Below are 23,692 nucleotides of genomic sequence, written 5' to 3' on the forward strand. Positions count from 1 at the left end.
AAACACTTTTTTTTACCCTGTTGATTGGGCTTAATTTTTACAATTGAGCTCGTTTCCGGCGAATTATTTTTTTGCCTTTTTTGACCTCCTGACTCTGCCCCTGGCCAGCACCCATCCCCGTCGATTTATCCCGACGCTCAATCGCATTCGCATCCCGCTCCTGCTTGTTGATCTGCGCTGCCTGTCGATCCAGATCGGCCTGAATCTTATCCTGCTGGGCCTCCATACCCGATGCAACGGCGGCTGCGGTGGAAAGGATGCGCGGCTTCTGCTGCCCGACAGCTGCGGTATTCTTCGCTTTGGGGTCGCCACCTCCTCCGGTCGAAACCGATAAGGTCTGTTGTTGGCGGAAGTGCAGATTCAGGGCCGGGTAGGTCAGCTCTTTATGCAGGTTTATACCCGAATAAAAAGGCGCTTGTCCTTCCACCCCAAACGACAGGCCATGAATGGGCCGGGACCCGCTCATGTCATGGTGCAGCTCGGGTCTCCCCCCGCCGGAGAGGTCAACAAACGACCACTTATACCGGCCCTCCCGGGTGATGGCATTCAGAAACTCGGGCAGCGACCGGCTTACATCACGCAGCCCCAGCAGGTCCCGACTCATGGTAGAAGTTGTGGTGATCCCCCGGTCATTGATCTGTAGGGGGTATTCGAGTTGGTTGGACTCAATGCGTTTGATATAGGCCTCGTAGCCCTTGGGGTTTGCCTGCCGGCAGCGATGCAGAATCTGTTCGGTGCCGTACTGGACTTCCAGGTGATTGTTTGAAATGGGCTTGACCTGCCCCGCCCGGCTGAAGGTCAGAATGGTATGGGTGTTATTGCCAATTTTACGCAGGGACGACCGGGTATCAAAGTCGGTTTCGCTTTTGATGAAGCGGGCCAACTGGTCGGGCTGCAAGCCACGTGTGATGCCGGTGTCGATGGCCCGGCGCAGGTCGTCTTTGTCGCTGTTGCGGTTCTGGTGGTCTACCTTCCGCTGGATGGATGTCCGGTTGAGGGGACCAAACCGGGCGGAATCGAGAGTCCGGGGGGTGCCCGCTTTATCGGTCAGGGTATAGGTCAGGTGGCGTTCGGAAACGCCGGCAGGGTTGCGTTCGGAGCGTTCGTTGACGGTAATGCCCTGCCGGGCCAGCTTTGCCCATAGTTCCCCAAGGGTGCGGATCGAGGGGGCTTCGGTTTTGACGGCGATCAGGATTCGGTCCCGGAGCTGCTCATCGTCATTACGGGCAAGCTGTTTTTTAAGGGCATCATAAGAGTAGGTTTTGCCCAGGTATTTCTGTTCGACGGACTGTTTGCCGTCAGGTGTTCTAACGGTTAGAAAGTTTTTACGGTCATACACTTTGTCTTTCCCATAACTGCGTTTCTCCACGGTCAGGATCAAGCCTTTCTGTCTGAGCTTGTCGGTCAGTTCCCCGAAAGACGTGCTTTGGGGAACGGCGAGGTTCAGTTCGTCCCGGACGGTCTGCATAAAGGACTTTTCTTCCATCCGGCTGTAGTGGGTGTTTAAGCCGTGCAGGGTGTATTGCCGGTGGGTGTCATACGAGTTGATCCGGTCTTTGGGATTAGCTTTGTGGACGAACATCAGCCGTTCTTTCGATTGGCCCTGCTGCCCCTGATAGGTTTCGATGACGGGTCGGTAGTCCGTGTTTTTCTCGACCGCTTCCAGAAGGGATCGGGTGCTGGTATGCAAGTCGAGATTGTCCCCGATAAACAACCGCAGCCGGAGAGCGTCTTTTTGAGGGATGGCCCGGCCAAACTGGCTTTCGATCCTTTCAATCGTCATATCCTTACCCAGTTCAGATTGGGGGATGAGGTTTTCCTTACCCTGATGGGTGAAGCGATAATCGACCTTGCTGTAGGTTTTACCATTCTTTTCAAAGGTTTTTTCTTCGACGGCTATTCCGTGCTTTTCCCGTAAGTAGTCGAAAAATTCCTGGCGGTTGTTACTCTGGGCCGTCGCATCGAGCAGATGAACGCGCAGCACGTTCTGGGCGGTGATGTTGGCCGACATCTCGTGCTTTTCCTGCTCACTTTTGCTCAGACGGATCTGGAGGTTTTTATAGGAGTAGTCGCGACCCAGATCAGACCCTTTGAAGAGGTCCCCTGATTTTTTGTCAACAAAGGAGATACCGCGCCCTACCTTGACCTTGTAGCCTTTCTTCTCGATATGGCGGATGAGTTCCTTTTCGGAATTGTATTTGCTGATGCCTTCGTCGATGACGACTTTCAGGCGGTCGGCTGCGGAGGTGGTGACTTCTTTATAGGTATCCTGAACGACTGCGGCCCTCATCGGGACATCAGGTGCCAAGGCGTACTTTTCCTCCATTCGCCGACAGAAGCGTGAAACTTCTATATAGTTATTAAACTTTTTCGAATTATTTACTCCATCCATATTAACGCGGTTGGCGACCGTATGCAGGTGGGTATGTTCTTTGTCGCGGTGAATAAAGGACATGATCTGGTTGTCATCGAGTCCAAACTCCTGAGCAAATTCCTTGACAATTTTTCTCATCGTCACCGGGTCTGGCTCGGTTCCGATGGGGAATGAAAAAATCTGGTGCCAGGACGGTTTCTGCATCCGGGAGTTGAGGGCCGCTTTCTGTTCGTACTGGCTGGCTATTTCATCAATGTCGAGCCGTTTTCCCTCCACGGGTTTATCGGAATAAGGGTCTGTGGCTCCAGTAACCCTTGGGTCATCAATCAATGGTGTATAGAGAAACGCGGATGATAAAAACTCACCCCGGACCCGGGTTTTATCCAGGCTCCCGTTCTCTTTTACGGCGTAATAACAGTACTCCAGAACGGGCTTAAAGGAGGTAGCGAATTTGGCTGTTTTTCCGATCATGGTCGTAATTATTTAAGCGCGTCAACCAGCGCGTCGTGGCTTTGGATGATGGCAGTTATTAATTCTAAAGCGTTCTTGCGGTAGGCTGAATGCTCTAATTGTATGGTTTCTTTGCGTAAGGAAGTGATCTGTCTGTCCATGAATTTTAGCTCATCGAGCAGCTCCTCTGCATCAAGGAAATCGTTCGATACCTCGACTTGCCCGAGTGTTTTTGGATTAACAGTGGGGGCCTGTTGATCAGTAGTACGTCTCGCTAACCAGGCTTTCAGGGTATCTATACGCTGTTGATCCGAGATGGAGAGTCGGTATGAGGTTGTCAAGCTGTTGAGCAGATTGATAATTTCCCTCCTTATTTTTTCGTCGTTTTCGCTCGTGAGTACCGGAGCTTCAGTGTTTCGTTGGCTCAGTCGTTTTAGGGCAAACAAAAAGAGTTCCGTTTTATTCTTGCCATATCGCTTCATGAGTCTTGAGATCATGTCCTGCTGTTCACTGCTCACCCTGAAAAAGATGCCCGATTCTTTGACCTTCTTGTCCTGCTTTTCTTTTGTAGTTGTCTTCTGTTTTGAAGTAGGTTTTTTAGCTGACATAATAATGCTATGTTATATTGTAAATAGCTATGAGCAAGGCGAATAGTACCCCGGAGGGCAGGTGCCTTTGTATATACATTTCCGGAGCGTAAGCGCAGTGAAATGTATATACGAAAGGATAGCCTGCTAACCTTAGTTTTTGGTTTTGAGCGAACTGCTGCCTCAGGATAATTCTGCATAAAATAAGGAGTTGTTTAAGAGGGCTGTAAAGTCTTAAAATACGTATTTAGCCCTGTTTGATAAATCGAACTGTTAATCTATAATGAATAATTGAGATAGTCAACTACAACTTGAATAATGTGGCCATTCCCGACAGACAATTAATCAGGTATTGGTAATGGGTAGCTAAATGGTTAATAAGCTGTGAGTCCTGTATGTCCAAAATAAACAAGTGAATCGGGTTGGCCAAACAGCTCATACAGGAGTAGAGCATCCGATGTATACAGTAATTCATTTGAAGCTCATGGTGGCACGATCTGCAAATAATCCAGCACAAAATGACTCAATAAGGACAACGGAATAGAAGTCCAAAGAGAGTGCATCAAAAGGACGATTGCATTGTAATTAACTATCTATGAGTTAGTTGTTGATCCATTTAAAACTTATATGACTAAGACGATAAGACAGTTAAGGTGCCTAAGGATACCTTCTAACAGAGGATACGTACTATCGGAAGATTTCCGGTTAAAGAAGATACACAATAGCAGGGGAGGTGTCTTGTCAGGAGCTATAGTACTGCTGAAGAGATAGGCTAATAAGAGATACACTGCAATAGAAGAGGTATACTAATTGGAGATACCTAATTACGGGCGATATAAAGAAATAGGAGATATATACTAATTGGCGAGACCGATTAACAGGAGATAACTGACCTATCCCGATAGAAGGCTGCTATATGATTAGAGATAGGCAGAGGTAACGCCTAAAGGGATACGTGATTGCAGAGGCTATCAACCTGATTGAGATACATAGTTAGTTGAGCTACTCAGTCACAGGAGATTGACATTAACTGAAGATAGGGGTTATTTAGGGATACAAACTATCAGGAGCGACAGGATAGAGGAGGAGATGGAGCCGGGGAGATACATACTGTTTGAAGATATATATACAGTGAGGATATAGGTTAACAGAAGAGGCAGGCTGAGTGAAGATATATTAGAGAAATGTTGCAGTTGTCAGGATAAAATATTTGTTTTATCTTTTGAATTAACATAAACAAAAAGTCAAGCCTATGAGTCAGGTAGTTTGCGCCGTACACAATAATAAAGGTGGTGTCGGCAAGACCACAATTACGGTTCTCTTAGCCTCTGCAATCGCTTACGAAGCCGGTCTACGGGTTCTGGTGCTGGACGTTGATACGACCCAGAACACAATCTTCTCCACTCGTCAGACTGAGTTGACGGACTATACAGAAGCGCTTTCCAGCTATGAGAAGGGGGAGTTGGGTCAGATCGAAACATATCAACTAAACCGGATCAAATCCAATCTGGAAAAAGGAATTGGGGTAAACGATCTATTTACCGTCGAACGTGCGACACCTGAAATGGTTAGTCGGGCGGCATTTAATAAGTTGGCCTATGATGTAATCTTCGTTGATATGGGAGCGAAGATGGAAAGCCAGTATGGTTCCCTGCTGAACAAATTTGACCTTTTATTGATCCCGTTCGGCTCAAAGAATTATGAACTCGAATCATCCCTGGAATACGCAGCGTTTCTGGCGGAACAGATGCGAAAAGGTGAATTGCCGGACCGGCTTCGAGTCCGCGCGTTCTGGAACAAAGTAAAAGTTTTTTCGGGTCCTAAATGTGATGAAGCGGAGCGGTTTCTGGCCCCCTATCTGGAGGGAGTAAATGTTTCGTTTTTTAACACGCGTCTTTACGATGCGGAAACTGGTTTTGGCCCGAAGAAGCTAAATACCACGTATAGTTCGCCCTTTGCCGCGCTGGAGGAAAAGGACTTGTCGGTTTTGAAGAATGCGGGGACCACGCAGGCCCGGACGCAGGAGCGGGAATATCTGGTACGGGTGAAGGAGTTCATCAACGAATCGGTGGAGGTGATTCAGGAAATTTTAGACGAGAAAGCGAATGGCTAACGATGAGAAAGGGGCAAGGGGCAGTGGGAAGCCGAGTCCAATCAAACTATTGAGAAGGCCGCTGCTCGAACAAGGGATGGCCCGGACGCTGAATGCAATTGAAGGGGTAGTTGATCCGGAATTGGAATCGGGTCGGCAATTACTTCTTGGTGATTTGGACACGAACGATTCGCCGGCCATCGGAACTTCAAATCAGAAGGCTACAGGGGAAAACGTAGATTCCTCATCCCCCGTGGTTGAAAAACCAGAAGGCCCCTCGGCCAATCCAAAATCTAAACGAGATAAGAATAAGCAAGCGTCTAAGGCCCCTGAGCCAGTGTCCTCATCAGGAGAGTATATTTATAATCTAAAGGTTCAGTTGTTGCCCGAGGAAGCAGAAAAGCTGGAAGCGTTATGCCTGTCAATCCGTTTTGAAATTCGAAAAAACAGTCGGCGGAAACAACTGATTGGGTTGCAGACCTTAGCTCAGGCGCTGTTTAACAAAATGTTACAGAGCGAGAAATTTCGTACTGAAGTGAAAAATGAGATGATTAACACACTTGTACATGAGGGTAATGACTAACGGGATAAACACAATGACTGAAGGAATGAAAGATTCGATACGCCCGCAGGGATCAGTCCGTTCGGCAAGACCAGTGCATTCGGATGGAGATAGAATTCAGATCAAGTTAAAAGTAGTATTGGGCCTGGATGAGTGGAGTCGTATAGATACGCTTTCAAAAGAGGTTATGCTCAAAGGCGTTCGAATACATAAACACCGGGCGAGAATTGGCATCACGAGTATCTGCCATGCACTATTTGACTGTTTACTCGCGGATGGAGAACTACAGCGAAAATTAGGTGAGGGTTTGATTGAAAAGGGTCGATTGAAAGACAATGCCGATAACGCTGCCGGTGTTGACGCTTCCGCAGTAATCGGAGCAGATGTTAAACTATTACTCACGGTTTCTAAATGGTCAAAGCTTGACAAGGTTGTTAATGGGATACAGCAGACTGGAATGAAAGTCCTTAAGCGCCGATTCAAAGTGAGTACCATTAGAATTTGCAGTTATCTGTTAGAAGTCTACTTAACCGACAATCTGCTACAAAAGAACGTGGAAGAACGACTATTGGAAAAACTGAAAACAAAGTAGCGCCATGTCACTGAGTCTATACATTATCCTGAGTGTTTGCCTGCTGATCGGGGTCATTTTTGTGATGCTGGCCCGAACGACGAAAGAAGAGCCGGTATCGTTAGAGCCACCCAAGGTTCGGGGGGGGACGTTGTTCATACCTACCGTACCCCACCATGTCAAGATCGCCCCCCCTGAGATCATGAAGTCACGTCTGGTTGCCGAGGAGCTGTTTGTGGATTATTCGATACCTGGCTTTCCAAAGGGAGGCAAGGGTCCGTCTAAAGGGCAGCGTGGAGAGGGGTCGGGTGATACCCCTCAAACGCCGCCCCCTTTAGAACCTTCAGATCCAGACGGTGCCAAGGCTCAGGTACTGGCGGCGGAAGCGGAAGCGGAGAAACTGGAGACCGAAGCGGCTGGCCTGGTTAACGACCCACGCAATGCGGAGAAACTGAATGCGGAGGAAATCGCAGCCTCGCTGTCCAGATTGCGGTATGAGGATAGTTTAGGGAATACGTATATGCGGGACTCAGAGGAGACCTCCGTATTCGACCTGTTCTTTGTGCAGGATGTGGTTGTGACGCCCTCTGTATCGGCGAATCCGGACCTTGATCCGGCGAATCTGGGACCCGGTGAGAACCTTGCTCTTAAGCGGAATGGAGCGATGAAGGCGTTCTTAACGAGTACAGCTACGTTTGAAATCTACGAGGAAATCATGGAGCGGGTAAAGATCATCCTGGAAGATAAAGAGGACGGGGATGTTGGGGTTGAATTCATACGTCAACTGGATAAGCGTGATCTGGAGGAATCAGAAAGGAATCTGTTGCTAACGACGTTCCAGAAGCAGAACCCAGAGGTAGTAACCGGGACGTACCGTGCCCAAACCATCTTTTTAAACAGCGGAGAGGAGATTGAGGAATTTATGACTGCTTCGTGATGAATAGGCATAAAGATAGTACAGGTAAGGGTCGGGAAACTGATCCTTTTTTCGTTTCCCCTTGATTCATTTTTTTCGTTTACCTGGCGCAGTAGTGAGCCTGATAAACGGGGGAAAACCCTGCTGACTAATCCAGATACGGTTGTGCTTCCTGGGTGGTCGTAATCACTTCCTGAATATCTCCGGAAACGGGGTTAAATGTGTAGACCGATGATAGTGAGCCAGGTGTACCGATGGAAAGTGAGCCACCTGTGGATAAGTAGTCGTGAAGCGTTACAAAGGTAGTTATTGTCTGTTTTTTTCTTCCCCTTTCATCCGTTTTCTCATGGATTCTCCTTTCAGCTCGATCCGATGTGCCTGATGTACCAGCCTATCCAGTAACGCATCCGCCAATGTTGCATCGGCCAGATAGTCGTGCCAGGTACTGACGGGTAGTTGAGAGGTAATGATCGTACTACTCCGGCCATGACGATCCTCCATGATCTGCATCAGCGTTAGTCGTTCTGCCAATGAGAGGCTTTGTAAGCCCCAATCATCCAGGATCAGCAACTGCTGTTTCTCTAGTTTGGTCATCTCTTTCACATACGATCCATCACCCTGTGCCAGGTGTAACTTCTGGAACAGCTTCGGTAGGGAGAAGTAAGCTACGCGGAGGCCCATCTGGCAAGCCTGATAGCCAAAGGCCGAGGCTAAAAAGCTCTTGCCACAACCGGTAGCACCCGTGATGAGCAGGTTTTCTGCCCGATTAATGAACGACAGGTCGGCTAGTCGCAGTAGCTGATTTTTATCCAGATTGCGATCCGGTAGATAGTGGATTTCCTCAATGGCGGCTTGATAGCGGAAGCGGGCTTCCCGGATGGCCCGCTGCGTTTTACGATGCTGACGACTGGCGTCTTCGGCCTGCACCAGTTGAGCCACTACCATGTCGGTCGTGGGGTGGTGATCCAGGGGTAGCCGCAGCAGGCTTTCAAAGTGTTGGGCCATGCCCCAGAGACTGAGTTTACGCATGGCCGTTAAGGTTGCTTGATTATTCATATTTAGTTGATTTATAGATTATTGATACGCTTTTGCACCCCGGATGTTTTCATGCGTCGAGACGGCTTGGGCTATGGTTGTGGATTGACCATCCAGCTCCAGCCGATCCATATCCCGCTCCAGGATCGTTCGTACAAAGCGATAATTGGTAGCTTGAAAGTGCAAGGCACGCTGACAGGCGCGTTCCAGTCGCTCTTTACCATACTTTTTGGCCAGCGACAAGATACCGCTGCATGAGCGATAAGCCTGTGGGGCGTAGCTGTGCGTAGCCAGTAGTTGCTCAACCAGCTGGCGTGTGAAAGGGCCAATCTGGCTGGCTTGTTCGCAAAAGAACAACGGCGAGTGTTGGTTAAGCCACTGATGGTGGGGATGTAAATGCTCTCGCAGGGTCGTGTATTGACCGGGGGTAGGCTGTCGCTGGTGAACAGCTACCCGCTCATAGTGGTGCCGGGTGGCCGGTGCCATAAAGCTCGACGGTCTGCTGACTATAAATCAGTTTGAGCACTTTGCCTATCAGCTGGTAAGGCACCGAGTAAAAGTGCTTATCAGCCACCAACTGCACATGCCCGTTTTGGTTGACTTTAGCCTGGGCATAATGCCGTAACTCATAGGCCTGAGTGGGTAAGCCTGCCAACAGCTCCTTTTCTACTTGTTCAAAGCGTTGCTGACGGCTATATCCTTTTGCCTGCAATGGGGTGCGGTTGTGCTGGTCTACCAACTGAGCAATAGCCTCATTAAGACTCGATAGACTATAAAAGTTCTGGTTCCGCAGGGGAGCATAAACGCGTTGGTAGATGAGCCGGACCGCATTCTCTACCAAGGCTTTATCCCGGGGTTTACGGGCCCTGGCCGGAAAAATTACTGTCTGATAATGAGAGGCAAAGTCCTGTAGTGTCTGATTAATGGTGGGTTCATAACGATCCGCCCGGGTAACAGCCGCTTTGAGGTTGTCGGGCACAATGGCCTGTGGTACACCGCCTAGTGTCTGAAGACAGCTCTGTAAGGCATGGATAAAATCATCCTGCCGTTGACTATCAACTGCCTGCACATAGGTCAGTTGCGAACAAGGTAAGATAGCTACAAACACATCAACCGTTCGTTTTTGACCATTAGCAGTGTCAGTCAGCTCCAGTTTATCTCCCGCAAAGTCGATAAATAGCTGTTCTCCCGCTTTGTGCTCTAAATGCATGACCACTTTCTGACTGCCTTGCCAGGCACGCAGTAGATTATTGAATTGGGAATAGCGGACGCCCTGGGGGTATTGCTGTCGGTATTCCAGCCAGAGCTGCTGGCGGGTGACACCCGGCCGAGCCAGTTCCTGTTCGTAGGATGGAAACAGGCCGATGAGTTCAGGATGCCTGCTGACGGCAGGCACCGGTGTGGTTAACAAGCGGTTTAACTGAGCATCATCCCAGTCAAGCAAGCTTGCTAAGTCCGGGAAATGGGCTTCTAATTGTGTCAGATATTGCTGGACAGTATTGCGGGACATGGCCAGCAATCGCGCCAGATTGCGTTTGGAAACCCCTTGTAAACGCAGTTCGATGAGTCGACGGATTTGGAACATAGCGATTCGAGTATTGGCCATCTTTTTCCCGGACAGTGGTTAATGACTGTCGGAACAAAGAAAGAAATTCACGCTTCACCAATCCACTTATCCACAGATGGCTCACTTTCCATCGGTATGGGTGGCTCTGTTTAAATCGGCGCACATGGCTCAGTTTATATCGGCCTATTCAGTTAAAGAGGGTAACGAGTTGGTTGTTGCCCTCCGCTACAGAAAATCCAACCATGTAACCATTTGCAATTAAACCAGCGAATGTGAAGGGCTTTCCCATGATGACGATACCCGGATTACGCCCCGGGCAGGCTTATAGGAGAACGGCCTATTGCCGCCGATCTGATGGTATAAAGATACGATGAACGACAAAAGTATAAAATAGGATATGCCTGTATATCAATCTTTTATTGCCCGGTTGATTCGTATTGTTCGGGTCATCCAATGGAACCCTTCACCTACCGCGAATCACGAAGGAGAAATTGCTCCGGACTGGCAACCCGATGGGGATGAACCCTCAGTATCCTCCTGCCAGCTCATGGACTTTCTGTATCGACTACCACCTGCATCGTCTGTAGCTACGGGTTAGCCTTTCATCACTGGATCGGCAACGGTCATGGACCAGGCTACGCTACCACCGCTCCGGCTCCCATGAACAACAGTCTGGCTTGGCTACGAATCTCCCTGATCGTCGGCAACGAGGCACCATTCCGGCACACTCCCAATTGGGGGTTACGCTCTCGCTATCCAGGAACCGGCAGGGAATCCGCTTTACATGGATACTCGCTTCGGTCCCCTCTCGTCCGAAAGGAACCCAATGAATGGGGTACACCGCTTTGGGTCTGATTTGGCGACCCATCGGCATACGGGATCATAGCTGGCACTCTGGCTGATAATCCCCTCGGGCACCAGAAGGCGCCTCCTCCGCTTCGGGTCTGTTCCGGACAAGTGTACTTATGCTTCGGTATGCTGGTTGATGACTGGAACTGGGTTTGGGGCAGCGTTCCGTATAAACTCGGTAGGGAGTGTGCATATAGACAGGCAAGACAGGCCGTTATGTGGCCTGCGCCAGCCACTAACGGGCCAGAGCCGTTAAGCGGTAGCGGTAGGTGCTCCTGGAAGGAGCCGACGACAGTCGCCTGTCAGGCCATGCCGTGAGAAACGCTGTGGAACAGCGGGGCCGTATGCGGCCACTTAAGCTATGCCGTATATAGGGAGTATAGCGACCGCTGCACCTCCACCGGAGGTATAAAGATAAAATCCGTCAGCAGGCGACCGGCAGTGCCGTGCCTGCCTGCAAGGCAATAGCGCATGTGTGGTTTTAAACTTCACCCGTCTGGGTGAAGTTTAAAAGGGCTATTAATTGTTTAATGTAAAATGCTGCCTAAAAAAATCTCCTATTCTCCCCTTGATTCTTCTTATTCCCTTAGTCCGTCGGCGACGGAAAAGGGGAATGGGTTAGGCGGTGATGGCTGTCGCTTCTACCTGTTGGGGCTGGGCGTTGGTTTCCTGTGCGGGAAAGTCCTGATAGGCGGTTGAACGGCCTAAGATCAGGTTAACGGCTTTTGTAGCGGCTGAAGCGGATTTAATGATGGCATATTTATCGGCCCGAATGGTTTGAATCCAAGCATTCAGGTATTGAACAGAGTTATCAAAGATACCATTTTCATCCGTGTTAATACCGCAGTGCTGGCAAAGAATAGCCGCAGCCTGTTCGGCAATCAATTCTTCAAAACCATACAAAGTGGTGCCGAATTTCGGTTTATCGACAATACCTTTCCGGTTCAGGCGCTTGGCGGCTCCGGTCGCATGGGCGGCTTCGTGGAACCGTGTTTTAATGTAGTTGGCCCGTGTAAGGAAGGTGTCAACGGCTGGCATGACAATTTTATCCTCGTCGGTCAGATAGTAGGGCTTTAGGCCGGTAACGATCTCGGGGCAATCGCTCCACCCGTTCATAAGGGTATCGGCATTGTTAAGTAGTTCCTCGGGGGCTGAATCCACGATCTTTTTGAGGGCTGGCAACTCAAAGTCGATGCCTTCAATGTCGCAGATATTAAAGACATAGAATTTTTTAAGGAATGAATAACTGTATGCTATATACGTCAGGGTTCCGTCTTCTTCTTTTTTGACGGAATGATCGGACGCATAAACGAGCCGGATACCGGTTGCTCCTTTTTTTACGCGTCCGCCTAAAGCCTCGGCCTGTTTGAAGGTCATAAAGTAAGGGCGTTCAAACTCAGTCAGGGAAAGCAGCAGATAATTGATCCCCGTATATTCGGCCCCTGTTTTATAGTTGGTAGGGAACTCACGGGTTCCGTCTTCTTTGATCCCGTAGCAACGGTTCCAAGGCAAAACCCCTTTTTCCAGAGCGGCCAAAATCTGGGCGGTTACCTCCGTATGTAGATCGGCCCGGCCAACAGCGTTTTCAGGGCTTTCGCCTGCTTTCTGGGTCTTCTGTGCTTTGCTGGTCCGTACCGTGGCTTTGTTATTTTTTTTGCTGGCGGTTCCTTTTTTTGTCGTTGTCATGGCCGTTCGTGTTTCTGTGATTTCTTAGTCAAAGATACGGCTTATATGTTTCATGTGAAATGCTAACTAACTGTATAACAGTCTTTTATATCCCTTTTGATTCTCTTTTCACCGCCTTATCCGGACGTATAGAGCTGGGCTATTTTTACCCTCGAATCCGGATTACAAATCGTACCCGAATGAAGCAAAATAGACGACAGGATCAGGTTGAATGACGCGCCATAGGTTTGAATGCGTGGGTTGACCCATTGACCGTCCCGAAAAATCCAAACGGATTCCTGCGGATAGTTTGAAATAATAAAGGGGGACTCAGTAATGATGGGTTCTTCAAAGGCAATCCCAGAAAGCAGGTCTGTCAGGGTATAGCCCTGTTCGGGATAGGTTATGTAGTTGTGTTTGTACTGGAGAACCGAATTCCAATAACCCTGATGCAGAACGACACAGGTCTTAGGGGCGGGATTGGATAGGTGTTGCATTGGATCAGGAATAAAGCCAGCGGAACAGACGCCGGAGGCATCCGCGCAACTGGGATGGAGTTAGGAGGCAACTCAGAGCGAGGGCCGCAATCGCTACCCCGAAGAGGGGGTAATACATCGGATGGTCCAGGGAGATCACGCAGGCGATCAGCAACAAACAGACCGAATGAAGCAAGAACATCAGCGAGGTTCCATACCATCGTACCTCGACAAAGAACCGGTATTCCTGATACACAAAACGGGCCAACCGGATTAATTTCTGTTTCAGCAGCATAATGGCGATTACGCCAAGTGTATCTACCAGCAGCATACAGATAATACCATCCATGCTGTCGAGAAAACCGATTCGGTATAAGCAGGCGGCAACGCTTATCAGTAGCATCACTGTCAGCGTCTTTTGGATAGGACCGACGACGGTGGGGGCAATCGAGTGGTTTGGGTTCATGGTCTAGCGGGGGACCGTCTAAGCGTAGGAGCGCCGAACCGGTCGTTTTATTTTTTTACCCTTGATTCAATGGGGATATGCGGTTGGAGCCACCATCGAAGGTGGCTCCATATTCGTTTCAGGGACGCGGGGTATTGCGTGGGGTGTTCTGGGCAATCGCTGGCGTAACGGGCTTATTGGCCTCCTCCTTCTCCTTTTTTTGTAAAGCTTTCCTTACTTCGCCCTTTGCATAATCCATTGCGATAGACAGGATCAGGAGGAGCAAAATTGCAGTGATTATACCGGCATGAATGTATTTACCGTTTACGGCGGCTTCCATGTTGACGCGAATGATCACAAAGATCGAAACGAGGGCCGGAATCAGGTGAAACATACGAGGGGAGGGGTTAACGTACCCCTCAGACAGATTTGGTTTTTAAACAGATGGTAAGCGATTAAGCGTAATAGGGTTTGTTACCACGCTGGGGGCGGTTGCTCTTATCCCGGCCAAGCGTCACTAAGCGCCCTTTTTTTGGGTTGAAGAATACCTGTTTGCCGTTTACTGAATCTTCATACTGGAGGTTTTTTGACGTTTTCATGACGAATACTGTTTACGTATAAGCGGTTGTGTTTCTGATTGCTTGGTATAAAGATAGCGGCTTTTCGCTCTCCCTGCAACAGCAAAGCCCTGACTATCAATCTTTTATTGCCCGATTGATTCCATTCATCATCATGCTTCACCGAACCGTAGTGGGGGACCGTCGATGATAACGGAAGAATCTTCCGTTATTCGTTTTCATAGATAGGTGTGCCTTCCTGACCAGGCATAGTGGAAGAATCTTCCGTTATTGATCATTTTTGTTTCCCCTTGATTCCATCTTTTCCGATCCCGGCAGGCCCTAAGACCCGCTGGGAACGAACGTCAGGAAAGGTTATCCATAATGAGCTTTGTCCGGCCCGACAGGGCACAGGTACTATATGCCTGCCAGGGGAAGAAATTGTGCTTTTCCCGGGCATAGTAAAAAGCCCCTTCGTCCATCTGAGCAATTACCCACTGTTGGTATGCCGCCCAGTCATACCCGCCATAACCATCGGGGAACCGGGTTATCATTTCCTCCCATGAAAGCGAAATATCCTGGACAAGGGATTCCGCAACGGGTCGGGCTAACGGGGCGTTTCGGGCGAGGGTCTTTAACAGCGCATCCTGCGGTATTTTCAGAAACTCACGGTAGGGAAAGAATACACCCGGCTGCAATTGGCGGTCGAAGACCATCAGCAGATACACCAGTGCTTTGGTGGTATCGTTGGTAAAGATAAAGCCGGTGGCATAACGAACGACCCGGTACGAGGCCGAAAAGTCCTCCTGAGCGCAAAACGCGTTAAACGCATTCAGAGCCTCCTCGGCGGAAGAAAACGCATCAGCGTCAGGGAAAAGCTGCTTTACCAGCCCCACAATATAGGTATCGTGCCCGGGGCTGTTCTGGGTCTGGTTGTCGAACAGGACAAGGCAGTTAAACCCGCCCAGGCGAATTGTGTTGAGGATCAGGTTATGGATCAGGGCCTTTCCCTGTAGGTCTGGCGCAACTAAATAGAACTGATTGGCGGGGTCTTTGAGCTGGTCAATCATGGTCGGAAAATGTCAGGGCTTCGTGGGTAACAGTCAGGTACATTTCGCGGTCGGTAAGGGATACGTCGTGCCGTGTTTCTATATCATCATTAAAGCAGTAAGCTATAGCGGTGTAGATGCCATCTTCCTCCCACAAATTCAGTTCAACCGAAGCGAATTGCGGAAACCGCACACCCTGATCAACGACATAGAATTTATCATCCTCGTGGCCAATAAGGTCCTGCGTATAGGCAGGTTTACGAAGATCTACCGTGACCGGCTCCCCGTTTAGAAGGTGAAGCGTGGCCGTGGTGGCATCGGGTGAAAGGCAAAGCGTATTCATCAATTCCGTTTGGTTGTGCTGAGGGTATAGAGTATACGAACAAAAAACGAAAAATCGCCGGCATCGGCTTGCTCCCGACTCATCGGATCGGCGTTGATGTGTTGGGGCTTGGAGGGCAAATAGGCGGTATCAATATCGAGGTCGCTCAGTAGAGCTACCGCCTGCTCATACGCTTCAATCAGTGTATCGCCACTACCGACGACCACCTCATCATAGCCTGTTCCAATGGCAGTAGCACCCTGAAAGTACTGAGCATTGAGACAGCCAATCGGCTCGATTTTATACGCCTGAATAACCTGTAGGCCAAGGATGGCGGCTCCGGCAATTTTACGTTTCAGGGATGCCTGGGAAGTTCGCATAAGAGGTCGGACGATACGGCATCCGGGACCGGGGATCGGGCGGCATCAATGCCGCTGTTTTCTATTACTAAGATACGGCTTTAGCGTGGCTGGGGCAACGCCCTTCAGGTGTATGCCGACCTTTATTTGCCCGCTTGATTAGGTCCGCTGTTGCGGTTATTTTTCATCCCCTTGATTCCTCTTTTCTCCGCAGGAACCGATGCTGACGCATTGGCTCCTGTTACGGGATCAGTGGGGCTTGATGAACCGAGCGACAACGGTTTTCAGCTTGTTCAGCCAGTGGTGAAACGGGTGGGCAGGTCTTCCGGCGTGGGTAACTGGTGGCTGGTTTATTTCGGCAAACAACGCTTTGTAGTACATCTGTTGGCGTTTTTCCAACTCCGTCTGTAGATCGGGTTTCTGTCGAACGAGAGCCAGAAAAGCGGCCTCCTGTTCGGGTGACATCAGCTTGGCAACATAGGCCCGGATGAGTTCATTTTCGTTGGCTGAAAGCTGCGCCATACCTTTAACCGGCTTAACGGAACCGGTGCCATGTGAACACACTAAATTAATCGAAATCCACTGAAAGCCATGCGGCTATGGTCGGAGGCACTTCGGTCATGTGAAGGGACATCAATCTTCGAAACGGCACCTCTATGGAGTTAGCGCCCCCATAGAATTCAATCGAAACATAGCCCTCTCCAAAAACGTCGTCGGATAAGCAGATGGTTATTTCTTGCGAACTGGTGAGGGTTCGGGTGGAACCATCGGCGTAGTTCAGCACCACATCGTAATATTTGCCTTCGGTGGTCAGGCCCCAAACGGCGGCATCCTGAACGGGATGCGGGTTACCATTGACAAAAAACGGTACAGTTCTGGTCGTCTGGCCGAGGGGCATTTTGGGGGCTGGCGTACCAACGCCTGTGGCGGTCGGATGTAACATATGGGCTACCATATTTTGAATGCCTACAGCCTGTAGGCGTGTGTCGTACTGCTTGAACAGATGGGCCAGTTGGGCCTTCATTTTATCTACAAGGGGTTCGGCCCCTTTGCGGACTTTGTACTCGCTGGGGGTATCCAGCATATCATACAGGCACCATAAGATATACAGGTGATTGGCTAATAGAACGCCCTTAATTTCCTGTCCCACACAAGCGCTTATATCATTCGAAGCCATGTGAATGGTTTCTAAGTAATCGGTAGCGGTGGTCTTGGTGAAGGTCGTCATGGCCGTTTGTGTTTCTGTGATTTCTTAGTCAAAGATACGGCTAATGGGCTTTATGAGAAATAGCAATTATCTGTATATCAATCTTTTACATCCCTTTTGATTTCTTTTTTGATACACTTTATGAATATATCCTTATGATAGAACGAGCAGACTTGTTCCCCTTGATTCCCTATTTCCCGGCTGGTGCCGGAAATAGTCAGGGTTTGAAAAAGATCGCGACCCGGTGCAGGCCGTTCGGCTCCACGCGGATCAGTGAATAGGTGTTGGCGAACCGTTGCAGGGTCTGGAATTCGGTGGACTCGCTTACCCGCTCGTTTAGCACAACGTTAAAATAGTGGGCTTCTCCGAGCGCGTGAATGCCGGTAAAGTAATCGCAGAGGGTCAGCGCAAGACCCGTTTGCGTTTTAATGAGTTCTAAAATCGTCTCTATCATGGCAGTACTGCAATTTAGGGTAAGTGTTCAAAGGTGAGACCAACGGACATAATGGGACCATTGCCGTTTTCCTGAAGTCCTTCGGGGTGGGGCATTGACGGCCAGACCCATGCCTCAATGGTATCGACACCCGCCAGCAGATGGGCAAAGCATCGCCGATGACCGTCTACGACGTTTAGGCCTCCTTTGGCCGTGACGACAACCTGAATCGGAATGGCGCGTTTGCCTTCTTTGATCCAATCGGCGTACCGGGGCACGTCGGCGCGTTTGGTGGGGTCTAACTGGCCGTTGCTGTCCACTTCGGTAAAACGAAGGGCCGCAATAGGCAACCGGCATAAAACGGCAATCTCTCTGCCGTGGATGGTCGGTACATGGTCGATCATCCATGTGCCAACGGGGGGAATTGTCTGGTCCGCTACCGTTCCGCTAAAGGGAACCAGGCGGCTGCTTTTAGGCTGGGTCGGGGAACAGTAAAACGCGTAGATCGGCGCTAAATAGGCGTTCCGGCAGATGAATTGATCGGCAGAACGGGGGGCGAAATCGGCAAACGGAAACCGGGCGATTTCCGCAGCCTCGGCCGTGGGTGCAAAGACGAACGGCGAAAGAGTGACGGGGCGCGATTGAATGCACATGGCAGTTAAAACGAAAGGTAAAAACCGGTTTCCCGCTCAATCAATGCGCGTACATCCTCGACATAGACGCATTCAAACGTTTTATCCACCGTCAAAAGGGTACGCTCCCAATTGGCGTATTTGATAAACCGCAACCGGTAGAGGTCTAAGCCTTCATCATAGAAAAACTGAACCGTATCGACGCTGGCCCCCTCGCCCATTTGCCATTGAAGCATGAACCGCTCATTATCGTATACGATATGTCTGGCACCCATCATCATAAATCCCGAAATCCCTCTGCCTTTAATGAGCAGATACATTTCTTTGATGATGTGGACCATTTCGGTTCTGGGGGCGGTTGTTGCTGGCGTTTCCATGCTCGGCTTGTGATTGATTTCTTACTTAAAGATACCGCTTTAGCGGGGGGTGGGCAATGGGAGAAACGACCACACAAACCTTTATTGACCCTCTTGATTCAAGGATTCAATGTCTACTGAACGCAGCCATATATACGTTGACTGATTTTCCCCTTGATTCATCTATTTTTTCCGAAGCCCTGCGTTGGCAGGGCTTCGGAAGGGGGTAGGGGGTTAGAGCGAATAGCTTACACCAAACCCAATGCCGGTATTGGTATTGGCCGAAACGATTGCCTTTATTTTGGGTGCTGCCTGAATGAAGGCATGGACACCGATACCAGCCTTTAGTTTGTACTTGGTATCATACTCGAAATAGGAGGAATAACTCCCTGAAAAGTTACCGGCCACTTTAGGCACGTAATAGGGTTGCATGGCAACAACGGTGTTCAGGCCGACGGCAAACGGTAAGATTTTGATTTGACGGGCGGCACCTAAAAACAGGGTCGGGCTTTTTCCTTCACCATCGCCGTTGGAACGGGACAGATACAGAATGGTATACGTGTTTCTGCCTATGGCCATTCCGTCGAAATCTTTCTCAGGGGTAAAGGAAAGGCCATAGCCGATTCCTTTACCGATAAAGAGAATGCCGGTGATGGCGGTTCGTTTCATAAGCTTTTCGAGCGATTTGGTAAACGCTCCTCCGGTGGCCGATACCGCGCTGGTTACGGTCGGGGGTGTTGGTGGCGTCGGGGGGGCGCTGGCTACTGTAGTCGTTGTCGTAGTGGCGGTAGTAGTACTGGCGGTGGCCGTAGTGTTACTGGCCGGGGTGGTCACTTTGGCTAGTGTCGTGCCGGTTGTCATGCTGGCAGGGCGATAGTTGGCCGCAACGGGTGTTTTGGTGATGCGGGATGGGCCGCTTTTGCTGACTGGCTTTTTAAGGGCTGGCGTGGATGGCTGGGCGAAGGAAAGACCGGCCAACAGGATGAAGAACAGGGACAGCGAGAAAGATTGTAAAGCTTTCATGGTTTGTTTGTGCCGGTCTGACGGGACCGGCTACCGAGGTTTGTTTGTGATGTCGTGGGGCTGGTTCTGTGTTGCCTTCCGACAGTATAAAGGTACGCTATTTTTCAATTAAAAAAAGCGCAACCTATTGATTTTCAGTATTTTTACCCTTAAATTGATCTTTTATATCCCGGTTGATTCAGCTATTGATTCCCCTTGATTCCCATTTTTTCAGCCGTCGTCGGCCCAAAAAAATGCCGCCTGTCAGGGACGGGCGGCATTCCGGTAGTTTGTCAACAAAAATAACCGAACGACCGGCACTATCTTTTTATAAGGATCGGACCCGTGTGGTTACGGGGCCGACAAACAATCTAATAACACCATCCGGTAGCCCGAAGGCCATTGGCAATAAATTCGGCATACTCCGGAACGGGAATCTGTTTTTTCCAGGCGGTACGGGGTTCGCCCAATGGATGCGGCACCAACCCGGCTTCGATGGCTTCTTTGTTCTGGGCATAGGTACAGAACTGACAGGCATCAATTTTTTCTGGCCCTAATTCAAGCTCCTGCATACCGAGTAACCACGCCACAAACCGGCCTACATGCTTATAATAAAGATCAAAGGGAACGTCGGGATGCGGTTGATCCTCGTCACGTTCGATTGGTTGCCATTGCTCCAACGGAATCACCCGAACCGATGATGCGGGAAACGTCGCGGGTTCCGGTGGCCCGGCGTGTTGATCAACAAACGGTAAGCCGTCGGCGGTCGTCATCACCGTATCGCCCTGCGTGGTCACGGCCCCATACACCCCAAACGCGGGATAAGTAAACCAATCGGTTGACTGATAAACCTCTTTAAGGGGTTTTTTCATGTCTGCCGGAATAACAATATGAATCATGGGCTTTCGGGGGGATTGGTTACCTAAAGTTACCTAAATGAGGTCAGCTTTTCTACGGGCTATGGATAGGGGGACACCTTTTTATACCCTGTTGATTCTTGCCGTCCGGAGCGCGTTTTCCCCTTGGTTAAAGTTTCCGTTTCGTGATCCATCCTGCTGAAGCGTAATAGTGTTCAGGTTTCCAGGCTGGTCTGGTGGGCCTGAAGGGTTTCCAGATCGGCGGCATCGACTCCCGCCTGTCCGGCGTTCTCAACCGAGCCAATGCCGGCTTTAAATAATTCCCGCACCGTGGCCGTAACCCCGCCCTCCATCCGGATCAGCGCAGCCAGGCAACAGGCATATCCCTGCACGAACCCCACCGTAGCGGACTGTTTGCCTCGTTTCATGCCGCAACGGGCAAGCGTTGGGCATTGGATTCCATTGCGGCCAGCAACCCGAGTGCTTCCGGGAGGGTGATGAACTCGACGGGAAACTGTCGGTTCTCTCCGTTCTCATCGAGCACATCCAACTGAAGGGTATCCCCTTCGAGAACGGTTTGGAGTATTTCCCCCGTAACGTGAAAACACACGTTGTCAATGAACCACATTTTGGGCAGATCATCAAACGCCCGGATGGCCGAATCGAGCGTCAGGTAGGTGCCGGGGTCTTCGACCAGTTTGGTTGGCCCCTGTTCCTTGATCAGCCGGAATACATCGGTTTGTAGGTTTTCCCACAGTTGAAGGAGCCGGTGAACGGTAGGTGTCAGCGTTTCTTTGTCGGCAGCGTGTTTAACCATTTCGGCGCAAAGGTCTAATAGCTGCTCTGTATTCAGGCTCGAAAGCGGTGCATAGCCCAACCTGGAGGAATCTGATTCGACCGTGCCGACATAGCGGGTGTGGCCCTGTTGATAGACGGATACGATTTCAGCCTCTACATGATAGTTTATTAAGATATAGACCAATGTGTCACGCTCTCTCTTTTCGGCGGGGTTAGCCTCTTGGAGGGCAATGGACGCTGCTCTCGAATGGGGGTAATCCGTCGTGGGGAAACTACAATCCCCTCTGTCCCGTTGGCCGTAAAGGCGTTCGGAAATGCTTTGCGTAAAATGTTGGCGCTGCCGTTTACGTCGGCATTGATAAGGGTGCCATCTTTTGATTTGAACAGACCCCGCCGGATGCGTTTGCCGGCGTACTGCTCGTGCTTCTGGATGTGTTCGTTATCCAGAAAGCTACACTTTGACGTGTAACTCTCCTCCTGAACGATAACGTTTATTCCTTCCAGTTGACATTTGTAGCTCAACTGCTTAATAAGCTGAGCATGGGGTATCTGCACAAACCCCTGATTGTTCTTACTGCCGATGTTTACGTCTTGTTTCCAGAGGGGGTTTTTGCCTACGACGAGCGTGGTAATGCCCCAGGAAACTAATTGATTCGTAATGAACCGGCTGGCATGGTGGAGGTAGTTCCTGACTTTCTGGTTGCGCTTGTGGGTCAGCCGCTCCAGTCGCACAGACTGGTGGCGCGTCTTTCCCGGCAGTCGGGTTAACTCGGCCTGCAAGCGGGCGCGTTTCTTGTTGTAGAACTGGTTAATCGACTTCAATGGCCTGCCATTGACGATCAGGGGAGCCTGGCCCGTATTGGTGGTCAGGGTGGCGAGATTGTTAATACCGGGGTCGATGGCCGCTACCCGGTTGTTGTCTTCTTTAGCTGGTGTATCGGGAACGGTATAGACCACTTCGACCACGTAGCAAGCCGCTTTGACCGCCAACCGAACCTGTTGGATGCTCCTTAGCGGCACCCGCGTCGGAATCACCAATGAGGTTCCCGACAATTTAAGACAGCCATCCTTTAGTCCCTGCTTAGAAAAGGTCTGATTGGTGTAAAGGGCGATACTACGGCCTTTGGCGGGGTCTTTGTAGCGGGGAATCCGGGGCCGTTCCAGAAATCGGGACGGGTCTTTTTTGTAGGCTTTGTGGGCCTCAAAAAACGACTTGAAGTTCTTGTCAAGCAGGCGAAGAACCTGTTGGCTGACCTTGCGGGGCAAGGCTTCGTAATCAGACTGATGGGTGTCTTGAAACTGCTTTTGAAGCTGGATGTAGTTGATATATCGGGCCTCATCGGCAAAGAAGGCCTGCCGGATGGTGTACAGCCCTGCATTATAGAGGTTCTTGGCCGCAAAGCAGATGCGGTCGATCTCGGTGTAGTGATCGTGTCCAGGTCGGATGATATGTTGCTCAACGAGTCGCAATTTCGGCGTTTTTACAGAAGTAAATATACTTCTTTTGAGTCACAAAAAAAAGACATAAACGACTATAAATGAGTACGTTTGGCTATATTATCATTAATAATTTATGATACCCCTGTTTGGTAACAAACCAGAATTGGGGCAGGGGTTCATCTATGGTGTTCCCCAAAAACTGGACAGCAATGATAACTTGAAACAACTTATCTTGCAACTACGAAATGTCTAACAATGGCAACACCCCTCCGACGCATCCACGATGCCCACTTCAAGACCAAAGTGGTCTTGGAAGCTCTCAAAGGAGTCAAGACTCTGGCTCAGTTGAGCAGCGAGTTTGGCATTCACGCTCAGATGATCACCGACTGGAAACGACAGGCTCTCGACGGCATACCCTCCCTCTTCGAGACGACTACGGGCAAAGCCGCACTTTCGCCCGAACAGCGCGAACAAATCGAAGCCCCTTTGTTTCAACAGATCGGTCAACTCAAGGTCGAAAACGACTATCTCAAAAAAAAATTACGGACGAGCTGATCGGCGACCGTCGCCGACTTATTGAGCCAGCCAATTCACAGCTCAGTATCGCCCGGCAGTGCCACTTATTGGGCTTGCCCCGCTCAAGTTATTACTATCAGCCCTTGGGCGAGTCAGCTCAGAATCTGGCCCTAATGGAACGGATTGATAAGTTGTTCACAGACCGGCCTGAGATGGGAGTGCGTCGGATGCAGAAGGAGATTAGCACGGTGGATAATCCAGTCAATATCAAGCGTGTACACCGATTAATGCGATTGATGTGCCTGGAAGCCGTATATCAAAAACCCAATTTGTCCAAGCCTGCTGAGGGCCATCAGGTCTATCCCTATTTACTGCGTGGGGTGGTGATTAACCAACCTAATCAGGTCTGGTCCACTGACATTAGTGCGCCATGAAGACGCAGTTTTTTTTGAAGACTGCGTTGGCTGATTTTTTGACCGGCAGTTGTAATACTGCCCGCCCCAACCAGGGAAGTTGGGGTGAAGGGGGCTGCAAAGCTCGCTGGGTGCTGCCAAGCGGGTGTCATAAGCAGAGCA

The 23,692-nt window shown here is 50.0% G+C and carries 29 protein-coding genes; 6 read left to right on the forward strand and 23 right to left on the reverse strand.

Annotated features, from left to right (window positions below):
* Window positions 1-37: 37 nt before the first annotated feature.
* Both AC23NW_RS32965 and AC23NW_RS32970 read right to left on the reverse strand, forming a co-directional pair.
* Window positions 38-2,845: a relaxase/mobilization nuclease domain-containing protein gene (locus tag AC23NW_RS32965; protein ID WP_487454906.1), complete on the reverse strand. Its 2,808-nt coding sequence runs from the start codon at window positions 2,843-2,845 to the stop codon at window positions 38-40.
* A gap of 8 nt (window positions 2,846-2,853) precedes the next feature.
* The gene (locus AC23NW_RS32970; protein WP_487454907.1) at window positions 2,854-3,432 is read right to left on the reverse strand and encodes a hypothetical protein; all 579 of its coding nucleotides are present in this window, start codon (window positions 3,430-3,432) and stop codon (window positions 2,854-2,856) included.
* Window positions 3,433-4,663: 1,231 nt separating this feature from the next.
* Between AC23NW_RS32970 and AC23NW_RS32975 the strand changes: the two genes are divergently transcribed.
* From AC23NW_RS32975 to AC23NW_RS32990, 4 genes are read left to right on the forward strand one after another with little or no spacing between them, the layout of a single operon-like run.
* Window positions 4,664-5,524 carry an AAA family ATPase gene (locus AC23NW_RS32975; protein ID WP_487454908.1) on the forward strand — a complete coding sequence of 287 codons (861 nt, stop codon included), beginning with the start codon at window positions 4,664-4,666 and terminating at the stop codon, window positions 5,522-5,524.
* The gene (locus tag AC23NW_RS32980) at window positions 5,517-6,086 is read left to right on the forward strand and encodes a hypothetical protein (RefSeq protein WP_487454909.1); all 570 of its coding nucleotides are present in this window, start codon (window positions 5,517-5,519) and stop codon (window positions 6,084-6,086) included. Before AC23NW_RS32975 ends, AC23NW_RS32980 begins: the two co-directional genes overlap by 8 nt.
* Before the next feature lie 13 nt (window positions 6,087-6,099).
* Entirely contained in the window at window positions 6,100-6,657 is a 558-nt protein-coding gene (locus AC23NW_RS32985) for a hypothetical protein (RefSeq protein WP_487454910.1), read from the forward strand.
* Between the two features lie 4 nt (window positions 6,658-6,661).
* On the forward strand, window positions 6,662-7,573 hold the full coding sequence (locus AC23NW_RS32990) for a hypothetical protein (protein ID WP_487454911.1): 912 nt from the start codon (window positions 6,662-6,664) through the stop codon (window positions 7,571-7,573).
* A gap of 285 nt (window positions 7,574-7,858) precedes the next feature.
* Here AC23NW_RS32990 and istB read toward each other — a convergent pair whose 3' ends face one another.
* From istB to AC23NW_RS33095, 21 genes are all read right to left on the reverse strand, one after another.
* A complete protein-coding gene (istB, locus tag AC23NW_RS32995; RefSeq protein WP_487454912.1) occupies window positions 7,859-8,608 on the reverse strand; it encodes an IS21-like element helper ATPase IstB in 750 nt (249 codons plus the stop codon).
* A gap of 18 nt (window positions 8,609-8,626) precedes the next feature.
* Window positions 8,627-8,944, reverse strand: a complete 318-nt coding sequence (locus tag AC23NW_RS33000; RefSeq protein WP_487454913.1) for a hypothetical protein — start codon at window positions 8,942-8,944, stop codon at window positions 8,627-8,629.
* Window positions 8,945-9,044: 100 nt separating this feature from the next.
* On the reverse strand, window positions 9,045-10,172 hold the full coding sequence (gene istA, locus AC23NW_RS33005; protein WP_487454914.1) for an IS21 family transposase: 1,128 nt from the start codon (window positions 10,170-10,172) through the stop codon (window positions 9,045-9,047).
* Window positions 10,173-11,621: 1,449 nt separating this feature from the next.
* Window positions 11,622-12,689 carry an ArdC family protein gene (locus AC23NW_RS33010; RefSeq protein ID WP_487454915.1) on the reverse strand — a complete coding sequence of 356 codons (1,068 nt, stop codon included), beginning with the start codon at window positions 12,687-12,689 and terminating at the stop codon, window positions 11,622-11,624.
* A 116-nt stretch (window positions 12,690-12,805) separates the two neighbouring features.
* Window positions 12,806-13,165: a hypothetical protein gene (locus tag AC23NW_RS33015; RefSeq protein ID WP_487454916.1), complete on the reverse strand. Its 360-nt coding sequence runs from the start codon at window positions 13,163-13,165 to the stop codon at window positions 12,806-12,808.
* 4 nt (window positions 13,166-13,169) lie between these two features.
* On the reverse strand, window positions 13,170-13,610 hold the full coding sequence (locus AC23NW_RS33020; RefSeq protein WP_487454917.1) for a hypothetical protein: 441 nt from the start codon (window positions 13,608-13,610) through the stop codon (window positions 13,170-13,172).
* A gap of 118 nt (window positions 13,611-13,728) precedes the next feature.
* Window positions 13,729-13,983, reverse strand: a complete 255-nt coding sequence (locus AC23NW_RS33025; RefSeq protein WP_487454918.1) for a hypothetical protein — start codon at window positions 13,981-13,983, stop codon at window positions 13,729-13,731.
* 61 nt (window positions 13,984-14,044) lie between these two features.
* On the reverse strand, window positions 14,045-14,188 hold the full coding sequence (locus tag AC23NW_RS33030) for a hypothetical protein (RefSeq protein ID WP_487454919.1): 144 nt from the start codon (window positions 14,186-14,188) through the stop codon (window positions 14,045-14,047).
* Between the two features lie 323 nt (window positions 14,189-14,511).
* Window positions 14,512-15,216: a hypothetical protein gene (locus AC23NW_RS33035; protein WP_487454920.1), complete on the reverse strand. Its 705-nt coding sequence runs from the start codon at window positions 15,214-15,216 to the stop codon at window positions 14,512-14,514.
* The gene (locus AC23NW_RS33040) at window positions 15,209-15,538 is read right to left on the reverse strand and encodes a hypothetical protein (RefSeq protein WP_487454921.1); all 330 of its coding nucleotides are present in this window, start codon (window positions 15,536-15,538) and stop codon (window positions 15,209-15,211) included. Before AC23NW_RS33040 ends, AC23NW_RS33035 begins: the two co-directional genes overlap by 8 nt.
* The gene (locus tag AC23NW_RS33045) at window positions 15,538-15,897 is read right to left on the reverse strand and encodes a hypothetical protein (RefSeq protein WP_487454922.1); all 360 of its coding nucleotides are present in this window, start codon (window positions 15,895-15,897) and stop codon (window positions 15,538-15,540) included. The genes AC23NW_RS33040 and AC23NW_RS33045 overlap by 1 nt, the downstream gene beginning before the upstream one ends.
* A 228-nt stretch (window positions 15,898-16,125) precedes the next feature.
* The gene (locus AC23NW_RS33050; protein ID WP_487454923.1) at window positions 16,126-16,398 is read right to left on the reverse strand and encodes a hypothetical protein; all 273 of its coding nucleotides are present in this window, start codon (window positions 16,396-16,398) and stop codon (window positions 16,126-16,128) included.
* A gap of 46 nt (window positions 16,399-16,444) precedes the next feature.
* Window positions 16,445-17,104, reverse strand: coding sequence for a hypothetical protein (locus tag AC23NW_RS33055; RefSeq protein WP_487454924.1), 660 nt, complete (start codon window positions 17,102-17,104; stop codon window positions 16,445-16,447).
* Between the two features lie 196 nt (window positions 17,105-17,300).
* On the reverse strand, window positions 17,301-17,537 hold the full coding sequence (locus tag AC23NW_RS33060) for a hypothetical protein (protein ID WP_487454925.1): 237 nt from the start codon (window positions 17,535-17,537) through the stop codon (window positions 17,301-17,303).
* Window positions 17,538-17,551: 14 nt separating this feature from the next.
* Entirely contained in the window at window positions 17,552-18,169 is a 618-nt protein-coding gene (locus tag AC23NW_RS33065; protein WP_487454926.1) for a hypothetical protein, read from the reverse strand.
* 5 nt (window positions 18,170-18,174) lie between these two features.
* Window positions 18,175-18,525: a hypothetical protein gene (locus AC23NW_RS33070; RefSeq protein ID WP_487454927.1), complete on the reverse strand. Its 351-nt coding sequence runs from the start codon at window positions 18,523-18,525 to the stop codon at window positions 18,175-18,177.
* A 213-nt stretch (window positions 18,526-18,738) separates the two neighbouring features.
* Window positions 18,739-19,527: a hypothetical protein gene (locus AC23NW_RS33075; protein WP_487454928.1), complete on the reverse strand. Its 789-nt coding sequence runs from the start codon at window positions 19,525-19,527 to the stop codon at window positions 18,739-18,741.
* Between the two features lie 350 nt (window positions 19,528-19,877).
* Window positions 19,878-20,405 (reverse strand): hypothetical protein, encoded by a 528-nt coding sequence (locus tag AC23NW_RS33080; protein WP_487454929.1) that lies wholly within the window; start codon window positions 20,403-20,405, stop codon window positions 19,878-19,880.
* A 173-nt stretch (window positions 20,406-20,578) separates the two neighbouring features.
* Window positions 20,579-20,791 (reverse strand): hypothetical protein, encoded by a 213-nt coding sequence (locus AC23NW_RS33085; protein ID WP_487454930.1) that lies wholly within the window; start codon window positions 20,789-20,791, stop codon window positions 20,579-20,581.
* Window positions 20,788-21,180, reverse strand: a complete 393-nt coding sequence (locus tag AC23NW_RS33090; protein ID WP_487454931.1) for a hypothetical protein — start codon at window positions 21,178-21,180, stop codon at window positions 20,788-20,790. The genes AC23NW_RS33085 and AC23NW_RS33090 overlap by 4 nt, the downstream gene beginning before the upstream one ends.
* A gap of 149 nt (window positions 21,181-21,329) precedes the next feature.
* On the reverse strand, window positions 21,330-22,631 hold the full coding sequence (locus AC23NW_RS33095; RefSeq protein ID WP_487454932.1) for an RNA-guided endonuclease InsQ/TnpB family protein: 1,302 nt from the start codon (window positions 22,629-22,631) through the stop codon (window positions 21,330-21,332).
* Between the two features lie 225 nt (window positions 22,632-22,856).
* On the opposite strand from AC23NW_RS33095, the gene AC23NW_RS33100 reads away from it, so the two are divergent.
* On the forward strand, window positions 22,857-23,156 hold the full coding sequence (locus AC23NW_RS33100; RefSeq protein WP_487454933.1) for a transposase: 300 nt from the start codon (window positions 22,857-22,859) through the stop codon (window positions 23,154-23,156).
* Window positions 23,157-23,290: 134 nt separating this feature from the next.
* On the forward strand, window positions 23,291-23,551 hold the full coding sequence (locus AC23NW_RS33105) for an IS3 family transposase (protein ID WP_487454934.1): 261 nt from the start codon (window positions 23,291-23,293) through the stop codon (window positions 23,549-23,551).
* Window positions 23,552-23,692 lie beyond the last annotated feature (141 nt).

It is taken from the genome of Arsenicibacter sp. R0_47 (assembly GCF_057652235.1).

Coding starts and splice junctions, on each gene's coding strand:
- AC23NW_RS32965 (WP_487454906.1), bottom strand. CDS start 2,845: ATGATCGGAAAAACAGCCAAATTCGCTACCTCCTTTAAGCCCGTTCTG.
- AC23NW_RS32970 (WP_487454907.1), bottom strand. CDS start 3,432: ATGTCAGCTAAAAAACCTACTTCAAAACAGAAGACAACTACAAAAGAA.
- AC23NW_RS32975 (WP_487454908.1), top strand. CDS start 4,664: ATGAGTCAGGTAGTTTGCGCCGTACACAATAATAAAGGTGGTGTCGGC.
- AC23NW_RS32980 (WP_487454909.1), top strand. CDS start 5,517: ATGGCTAACGATGAGAAAGGGGCAAGGGGCAGTGGGAAGCCGAGTCCA.
- AC23NW_RS32985 (WP_487454910.1), top strand. CDS start 6,100: ATGACTGAAGGAATGAAAGATTCGATACGCCCGCAGGGATCAGTCCGT.
- AC23NW_RS32990 (WP_487454911.1), top strand. CDS start 6,662: ATGTCACTGAGTCTATACATTATCCTGAGTGTTTGCCTGCTGATCGGG.
- istB (WP_487454912.1), bottom strand. CDS start 8,608: ATGAATAATCAAGCAACCTTAACGGCCATGCGTAAACTCAGTCTCTGG.
- istA (WP_487454914.1), bottom strand. CDS start 10,172: ATGTTCCAAATCCGTCGACTCATCGAACTGCGTTTACAAGGGGTTTCC.
- AC23NW_RS33010 (WP_487454915.1), bottom strand. CDS start 12,689: ATGACAACGACAAAAAAAGGAACCGCCAGCAAAAAAAATAACAAAGCC.
- AC23NW_RS33015 (WP_487454916.1), bottom strand. CDS start 13,165: ATGCAACACCTATCCAATCCCGCCCCTAAGACCTGTGTCGTTCTGCAT.
- AC23NW_RS33020 (WP_487454917.1), bottom strand. CDS start 13,610: ATGAACCCAAACCACTCGATTGCCCCCACCGTCGTCGGTCCTATCCAA.
- AC23NW_RS33025 (WP_487454918.1), bottom strand. CDS start 13,983: ATGTTTCACCTGATTCCGGCCCTCGTTTCGATCTTTGTGATCATTCGC.
- AC23NW_RS33030 (WP_487454919.1), bottom strand. CDS start 14,188: ATGAAAACGTCAAAAAACCTCCAGTATGAAGATTCAGTAAACGGCAAA.
- AC23NW_RS33035 (WP_487454920.1), bottom strand. CDS start 15,216: ATGATTGACCAGCTCAAAGACCCCGCCAATCAGTTCTATTTAGTTGCG.
- AC23NW_RS33040 (WP_487454921.1), bottom strand. CDS start 15,538: ATGAATACGCTTTGCCTTTCACCCGATGCCACCACGGCCACGCTTCAC.
- AC23NW_RS33045 (WP_487454922.1), bottom strand. CDS start 15,897: ATGCGAACTTCCCAGGCATCCCTGAAACGTAAAATTGCCGGAGCCGCC.
- AC23NW_RS33050 (WP_487454923.1), bottom strand. CDS start 16,398: ATGGCGCAGCTTTCAGCCAACGAAAATGAACTCATCCGGGCCTATGTT.
- AC23NW_RS33055 (WP_487454924.1), bottom strand. CDS start 17,104: ATGACGACCTTCACCAAGACCACCGCTACCGATTACTTAGAAACCATT.
- AC23NW_RS33060 (WP_487454925.1), bottom strand. CDS start 17,537: ATGATAGAGACGATTTTAGAACTCATTAAAACGCAAACGGGTCTTGCG.
- AC23NW_RS33065 (WP_487454926.1), bottom strand. CDS start 18,169: ATGTGCATTCAATCGCGCCCCGTCACTCTTTCGCCGTTCGTCTTTGCA.
- AC23NW_RS33070 (WP_487454927.1), bottom strand. CDS start 18,525: ATGGAAACGCCAGCAACAACCGCCCCCAGAACCGAAATGGTCCACATC.
- AC23NW_RS33075 (WP_487454928.1), bottom strand. CDS start 19,527: ATGAAAGCTTTACAATCTTTCTCGCTGTCCCTGTTCTTCATCCTGTTG.
- AC23NW_RS33080 (WP_487454929.1), bottom strand. CDS start 20,405: ATGATTCATATTGTTATTCCGGCAGACATGAAAAAACCCCTTAAAGAG.
- AC23NW_RS33085 (WP_487454930.1), bottom strand. CDS start 20,791: ATGAAACGAGGCAAACAGTCCGCTACGGTGGGGTTCGTGCAGGGATAT.
- AC23NW_RS33090 (WP_487454931.1), bottom strand. CDS start 21,180: ATGGTTAAACACGCTGCCGACAAAGAAACGCTGACACCTACCGTTCAC.
- AC23NW_RS33100 (WP_487454933.1), top strand. CDS start 22,857: ATGGCAACACCCCTCCGACGCATCCACGATGCCCACTTCAAGACCAAA.
- AC23NW_RS33105 (WP_487454934.1), top strand. CDS start 23,291: ATGGAACGGATTGATAAGTTGTTCACAGACCGGCCTGAGATGGGAGTG.